Genomic DNA, 6540 nt, shown 5'->3' on the forward strand with positions numbered 1-6540 from the left:
CGATAGGAGAACACCGGACGTTCGGCCTGCTTTGGCACGAAATAGTACATCATCGCCAGGAAGCCGGCGGTCAGGAAAAAGCCCACCGCATTGTGGCCATACCACCACTGCACCAGCGCGCCCTGCACGCCTGCGAAGATGGGATAGCTGCGGCTGCCAACGAAGCTGACCGGCCAATTAAGATTGTTGACGATGTGGAGCAGCGCCACGGTGACGATGAACGACAGGTAGAACCAGTTCGCCACATAGATGTGCGGTTCGGTCCGTTTCACGATCGTACCGACGAAAACCGCCAGATAGGCAACCCACACCACGGTCAACCACAGGTCGACGTACCATTCCGGCTCGGCATATTCCTTGCCTTGGGTAATGCCCAGCAAGTAGCCTGTTGCCGCCAGCACGATAAAGAGCTGGTAGCCCCAGAAAACGAAACGGGCGAGGCCGGGGAAGGCCAGCCTCGCCCGGCAAGTGCGCTGCACGACATAGAACGACGTGGCGATCAGCGCGTTGCCTCCGAAAGCGAAGATGACCGCAGAGGTGTGCAGCGGACGCAGGCGGCTGAAAGAGGTCCATTCGAACCCGAGATTCAGCACCGGCAATGCAAGCTGCAACGCGATGTAAAGTCCCGCCAGAAACCCGGCCATGCCCCAGAACACGGTTGCGATCACGCCCCAGCGGATCACATCGTCGTCATAGCGGCCCTGATCGGGAGCGAGGATGGCTTTCGACAGATCCACACCGCGCAGCGTGACGACCAGCCCGATTATGCAGGCGAGCGCCACGATGCCCATGTGAATTGCGAAGCCCGTGTCGACGGCTGCAGCGCAGGCGGCGACGGCGATAAGGAGCGACACGAGCCAGAGGCCCGAGCGCGATAGTGCCGATTCCATGGAGCCTTCCCTTCCATGAGTGATGTGCAGGCCGCGCTGCACCTTCATCGGCAGGAGAACATTGACACGGGTCAAATCGCGGAGTTCGTGCGCTTTATCTGGCCCTATACTTTGGTCGAATGCCGCGCCTTTTCATTTTTGCGCTTTGTCAATGTCCAATGATTCGGCGGCGTGCATCAGGCTGTCCAAGCCACGGAACGATCTTGGGCCAACGAGGGGTTGGCCAGCCGTGGTGCAGGACAAGAGCAATGAAGAAGCTGATCTCCACCGCGATCCCCGCCCTCGCCGCAGCCGCCGCGCTGATGGCCCCGACGCAGGCAATGGCCGGATCGACGGATGGCAAGCTGCAGGTGAAGGTCATGGGCACCGCTGTCCTTCCCGATGGCAAGATCTTGGAAGTGAAGAACGATCCGCTGGGCCTGACTGTCGGTGCCAACACAAAGGCGAACGACAACTATGTGCCGACGCTGGCCGTGGAATACTTCGCCACGCCGAACGTGTCGGTCGAGACGATCTGCTGCTTCACCACGCATGGTGTGAGCGGCACCGGCACGCTCGCGCCTGCTACCGACATTGTCGATCACGTGATGATCCTGCCCGCCACGGTGACGCTGAAATATCACCTGCCGCTGGAAGGCGGAATCAAGCCCTACATCGGCGCAGGTCCGTCGCTGTTCCTGGTGCTCGGCGAAAAGCCGGGATCGAGCGTCACCCCGCTGGGCGTGACCAAAGTGAAGATGTCGAACGAGCTGGGCTTCGCTCTGCAGGCCGGTATCGACATTCCGGTCAACGACAAGGGAATGGGAATCAGCCTTGATGCCAAGAAGTACTTCATGGACACGACCGCGCACTTCTTTGCCGGGAATGCTGAAGTGCTGACCACCAAGCACTCGCTTGATCCTTGGGTCCTCAGCGCAGGTTTGGCCTTCCGATTCTGACGCGAAGACGCTGACGAAATCCCCGAAGGTTCCGGTGCCCCCCACGCGCACCGGAACCCGTGGGGATAGCGGGCAGGAGACGACGAGGTTCTGGGATCACCTCGTCGGCTTCCTGCCCGCATCCATTTGCCTACCAGAGCACGCCCTTGCGATCCGCGACTATAGGTTGGGGCGCTTCCAATCCCACCGATTGCAGCAGATCGATCTCGATCGTTCGGCACATTGCCGACAGGGGCAGGTCGTGTGGTTCGTTCGCGAACGGATCGACAAGATCGTCACCGATTGCCAGCACCGCCAGAAACATCAGGCCAGCGATGGTCGAACCCAACGGCGTGGCGAAGCCCAGCGTCTCTACCAGCCCGAATGGCAGGAGGATGCAGAACATGTGCACGAACAGCATGGGAAAGAAGCGGAAGTGATTGGGCAGCGGCGTGTTCTTGAGCCGCTCCATCCCACCTTGGGCGTTGGCGATATCGACCAGCACGCTTTCCATCGCGCTCTGCTGGATCGTATCGATCCACCCTGCGCGGCGCGCGTCCTCGATCTTGCGCCCGGTACCGTCCAGCAAACCATTGGCAGCATTGTTCCGCTCTATGGCGATCTGGGCACCGGCCTTGGCAACATAGGACAGCGTAGCTTCATCAAGCGGCTGGCGTCGAAGCTGGCAACGCAGCGCATTCACATAGGCGATCTGCCTGAACACGATATCTCGTTTGAATGATGCGGCCTCGGGGTCTGGCAGAAAATTGCGCGTCGCGCGCGCCAGATTGCGGCTAGCGTTGATCATCAGCCCCCAGAGGCCACGTCCTTCCCACCAGCGCTGATAGGCCGAATTGCTGCGAAAGCCGAGGAACAGCGCCACCGCCGAGCCGAACAGCGTAAGCGGCAGTTCTGGCGCGCGGAACGGCAGGATATAGTACACCACCGTGACGATGACGTCCCAGACGAACAGCAACGTCAACGGCTTCCAGACTTCGCGGACAATCGTCTTGAACGAAGGGACCAACTTGACGATCACGCATCATTTCCGTGCTGAGCGGCTTCGTACAACGCTGATGACGCGGAGGAAACCGGGCGGAGCACAAACCAGTCGGGGTGGCCGATCGCCACGAGATAACCCAGCACCAGAAGTCCGAACGCGAAAAGCATCACGCTGGCGCGAAGCGTTCCGGCGCGGTCATCATCGGAATGAAAAGGGTTAGGCTGCGACAAAGGGAACCTCCACATCGGCAAGGACGACACGCAGGAGGCAATGCTTTGCGCCAGAACAGTTTCCGTTAGAAAATATGTCTTCCGCAAGTGCATTGAAATATCGACATAATTTCAATTCCCGAGCGAGATTCAATACCGATAGAGCGATCTTCAGCCAGCCAGGGCCTTAAGCGCAATACGATCAACAATTTCCACTTCACGCCGCGAAGGCAGTTCGATCACGCCATCGTTCTTCAGTTTGGTGAATTGGCGGCTGACGGTTTCAATCGTCAAACCCAGCACATCGGCCACCTGTTGGCGCGAAAATGGCAGCGAGAAGCGCTTTGCCGGGCCAAACGCCGGGGTGCAGCCCACTTCGGCCAGCCGATCAGACATTTCGAGCAGGAATGTAGCGATCTTTTCCGATGCGTTCTTGCGGCCCAGCAGCATCATCCATGATCGCGTGCGGTCCAGTTCGGCAAGCGTGCGCTCAAGCAGCTTATGCTCCAGCCCTGGGTGTTCACGCGCGAAACGATCAAAATCATTGCGCGAGAAAACACAGACCCGTGCATCGGTAAGCGCGACGACACTCGCACTGCTGGTTTGGCCAAAGGGGCGTCCGATGAAGTCGGACGGATAGGCAACGCCGACGATCTGTTCACGCCCATCTTCGGTGCTGGTGGTCAGTTTCAGCACGCCTTCGATGACATTGGCGACGAGCAGCGAATCATCGTCTTCCCAGATCAGCGATTCCCCTGCGGTCACCATGCGACGGCGGCCAATGGCGTTGAGCGCGGATATCTCGCCATTGTCCAATCCGGCACAAATCGCACGGTTGCGGACGACGCAGGTTTCGCAGGATGTCATTCGAAAGCGTTATCATTCTCGCCCGGCACCGGCAATTGCCCAAAACTCCAGACTCGTGGCAAATAAATTGGGCGGCAAAAAATTGGGCGGCACGAAAATCGGGCCGCCCAAGTTGGGGAGAAATCGCCGAGGCGGGGATGGTGCTGGTGGATAGCACCGGACCGCTTCGTCGAAATCATCCCTAGATGCCGCAGCGCACCACGACCTTGACGGATATCAAAACGCGCGAATTTTTGCGGGAAGCCCGAACTTTTTTCAGCGCGGACCTGTTTCAGACTGCCGGCAAGTCGGCAACATCGTGATACTGTCCACGGAAGAACAGAAGCGGCGTGCCATGCTCGCTACGGTCCAGCGCTTGCACCGCGCCGACAACAAGCAGGTGATCGCCGATATCTTCAACCCGTTCCAGCGTGCAATCGATCCATGCCAGCGCCTCTTCGAGCAAAGGCTGGCCAGACGGTGTGTGCCCATGTGCAAGTTCTGCAAACTTGTCATCCGCGCGCGCGGCAAAGCGCTTGCACAGATCAAGCTGCTGAGCGCCCAGCACGTTTACGCAGAACCGTCCCCCTGCCGCAATCTTGGGCCACGTGCTCGATCGCTTGTCCGGGAAGAAGCCCACCAACGGCGGGTCCAGCGAGATAGAGGTGAACGATCCGACCACGAGGCCATGCTTCGTGCCGTCGGCATCAACAGAGGTGATCACGCAGACACCGGTCGGCCAGGTGCCAAGGACATTGCGGAAATGACGGGGATCGATCATGCGCGCCTGCCTGTCGGCAAACGGCGCGCACGTCAACCGTCAGAGTGCGGATGCCCTATTCGAAGTACGCGATACAGCGCACTTCTATACTCTCGCGAATCCTGGCATCCGGCAGGCTGGTATCGTGAAACGCGGTGTGCGGGCAGCGCCATGTCACCGAATGGTCGCTGTCCTGAAACTTGAACAACAGCACGTCGTCAGCAGCCATGTTCGAAAAGTACCACCAGCGATGGCGGGTCCGATGGCGGAAAATCGTGGCGGCGATCATCTGGTCCTCGCCTTCGACCGGCGCGGTTAGCGCATCGCCTACGGGAAATTCATCGACCACGAACAACGTGTTCGATGCCGTCTCTTCATTCTGAACCGTTCGCCCGTCGCACACTGCCAATGGCCAGTCCTGCGGCCCCGGCGAGAACGTCCGCCAGAGCGAGAAGCAAACGTAACGCTTGTAGCCGGGACCATCGGGGAAGCGATCGTTGTAGATGCGCTCTGCCGCGCGGCGACCGGTCACTTCGTTATAGTCGACGTGCGCTTCACCTGCAGGCGGTTGAATCCCGCCAGAGTGCTGATAGCCTTCGACCTTCTGCTTTGCGCGCGCGGTCAGGTCTGCCGACGTGCGGATCATCCACCCCTGTGCGGCAGTGCGCGTGGCACCGCAAAGCTGGGTCACCAGTTGCTCAACCTCTTGAAGGTATGCAGCATCTACCGTCGGCTTATCGTGAAAGTCGGCAATGGCAGACCGGTGCTTGCCCAGCATGAAGCCATGAACGTCGAGCGAGAAGTGATCCCGTATCGGCATTCCATCGCGCACGTCGCAAGGGTAGTCGAAATAATCGCCGGTGTTCATCTCGGCACCCTGCGACACATATCGCCGGGTCACATAATCGCCTTCACCAAGATAGCGTATCAGTGCGGGCGCGCGGCGTGCGGTTTCCTCGACAGATTCCATCTCTGCGGTGTCGTTCATCAGCCTCTCCACGCCGTGTTGATCCGGCTCTGCACATCATCACATATGTTAGTATACCTAATCAAGTGCTGCTGCGTGAAATAGTGCAAGCCAAACCCCTTAAATGCGTGTAGGGGCCGCGACACAGGTATCGCCGTGCACTGTGTGGGAACGGGCTGTGGCGATTCGAGCCGGACATGATCCGGCATCCAGCCGATAGGCCCAACACTTTGCAAATGCTGCGCAAGCGGCAGGAATGGCGATTTTGACGATGACATTTGAACACCTCCCCAGCCCGCTTGCGCAGGCTCTCGAAGCGCATGGTTACACCGCGCTGACGCCTGTGCAGACCGCTGTGACGGAACCCCAGGCCGCCGGTCGCGATCTGGTCGTCTCGGCACAGACCGGTTCGGGCAAGACCGTTGCCTTCGGCCTTGCAATGGCGGGCGAACTCATCGGCGATGAAAGCGCGCTGCCGTTTGCCACGGCACCGCTGGCGCTGGTCGTTGCGCCCACGCGCGAACTGGCGCTTCAGGTCAGCCGCGAACTGGCGTGGCTCTATGCCCCTACGCACGCGCGCATCGCCACCTGCGTTGGCGGGATGGACCCTTCGCGTGAACGCCGTGCGTTGCAACATGGTGCGCACATCGTGGTCGGCACACCCGGCCGTCTGCGTGACCATCTTGAACGCGGCGCGCTTGACCTTACCGCGCTGGCCTGCGTCGTGCTCGACGAAGCGGACGAAATGCTCGACATGGGCTTCCGCGAAGATCTGGAAGAACTGCTCGACGCGACCCCGGAAAACCGTCGCACGCTGCTGTTCTCGGCCACGATGCCCAAGCCGATCGAAGCGCTGGCCAAGCGGTATCAGCGCGATGCGCTGCGCATTTCGACTGTGGGCGAAAATCGTGGACACGGCGATATCGCCTATCGCGCAGTCGCCGTCGC

General features: G+C 59.9%; 9 protein-coding genes. 3 read left to right on the top strand and 6 right to left on the bottom strand.

Annotation, left to right across the window (positions count from 1 at the left end; genetic code table 11):
• Positions 1 to 890, bottom strand: an 890-nt coding sequence (locus ACOVQ0_RS11230; RefSeq protein ID WP_421884359.1) for a cbb3-type cytochrome c oxidase subunit I, incomplete at its 3' end; no start/stop codon positions are given.
• Between the two features lie 15 nt (positions 891 to 905).
• Between ACOVQ0_RS11230 and ACOVQ0_RS11235 the strand changes: the two genes are divergently transcribed.
• The gene (locus ACOVQ0_RS11235) at positions 906 to 1052 is read left to right on the top strand and encodes a hypothetical protein (RefSeq protein ID WP_421884362.1); all 147 of its coding nucleotides are present in this window, start codon (positions 906 to 908) and stop codon (positions 1050 to 1052) included.
• Positions 1053 to 1138: 86 nt separating this feature from the next.
• Positions 1139 to 1828, top strand: a complete 690-nt coding sequence (locus ACOVQ0_RS11240; RefSeq protein ID WP_421884365.1) for an OmpW/AlkL family protein — start codon at positions 1139 to 1141, stop codon at positions 1826 to 1828.
• 130 nt (positions 1829 to 1958) lie between these two features.
• Here ACOVQ0_RS11240 and ACOVQ0_RS11245 read toward each other — a convergent pair whose 3' ends face one another.
• From ACOVQ0_RS11245 to ACOVQ0_RS11265, 5 genes are all read right to left on the bottom strand, one after another.
• Positions 1959 to 2846 (bottom strand): bestrophin family protein, encoded by an 888-nt coding sequence (locus tag ACOVQ0_RS11245; protein WP_421884368.1) that lies wholly within the window; start codon positions 2844 to 2846, stop codon positions 1959 to 1961.
• Positions 2843 to 3127 carry a hypothetical protein gene (locus tag ACOVQ0_RS11250; protein WP_421884371.1) on the bottom strand — a complete coding sequence of 95 codons (285 nt, stop codon included), beginning with the start codon at positions 3125 to 3127 and terminating at the stop codon, positions 2843 to 2845. Before ACOVQ0_RS11250 ends, ACOVQ0_RS11245 begins: the two co-directional genes overlap by 4 nt.
• A 63-nt stretch (positions 3128 to 3190) precedes the next feature.
• Entirely contained in the window at positions 3191 to 3886 is a 696-nt protein-coding gene (locus ACOVQ0_RS11255; RefSeq protein WP_421884373.1) for a Crp/Fnr family transcriptional regulator, read from the bottom strand.
• A gap of 271 nt (positions 3887 to 4157) precedes the next feature.
• Entirely contained in the window at positions 4158 to 4646 is a 489-nt protein-coding gene (locus ACOVQ0_RS11260; RefSeq protein ID WP_421884377.1) for a flavin reductase family protein, read from the bottom strand.
• Between the two features lie 55 nt (positions 4647 to 4701).
• On the bottom strand, positions 4702 to 5613 hold the full coding sequence (locus tag ACOVQ0_RS11265) for a CmcJ/NvfI family oxidoreductase (protein WP_421884380.1): 912 nt from the start codon (positions 5611 to 5613) through the stop codon (positions 4702 to 4704).
• A 250-nt stretch (positions 5614 to 5863) separates the two neighbouring features.
• On the opposite strand from ACOVQ0_RS11265, the gene ACOVQ0_RS11270 reads away from it, so the two are divergent.
• Positions 5864 to 6540 (top strand): DEAD/DEAH box helicase (locus ACOVQ0_RS11270; protein WP_421884383.1); only part of this gene is annotated, 677 nt, incomplete at its 3' end.

The sequence above is a fragment of the Novosphingobium sp. genome, assembly GCF_049240505.1.
Lineage (GTDB): Bacteria > Pseudomonadota > Alphaproteobacteria > Sphingomonadales > Sphingomonadaceae > Novosphingobium.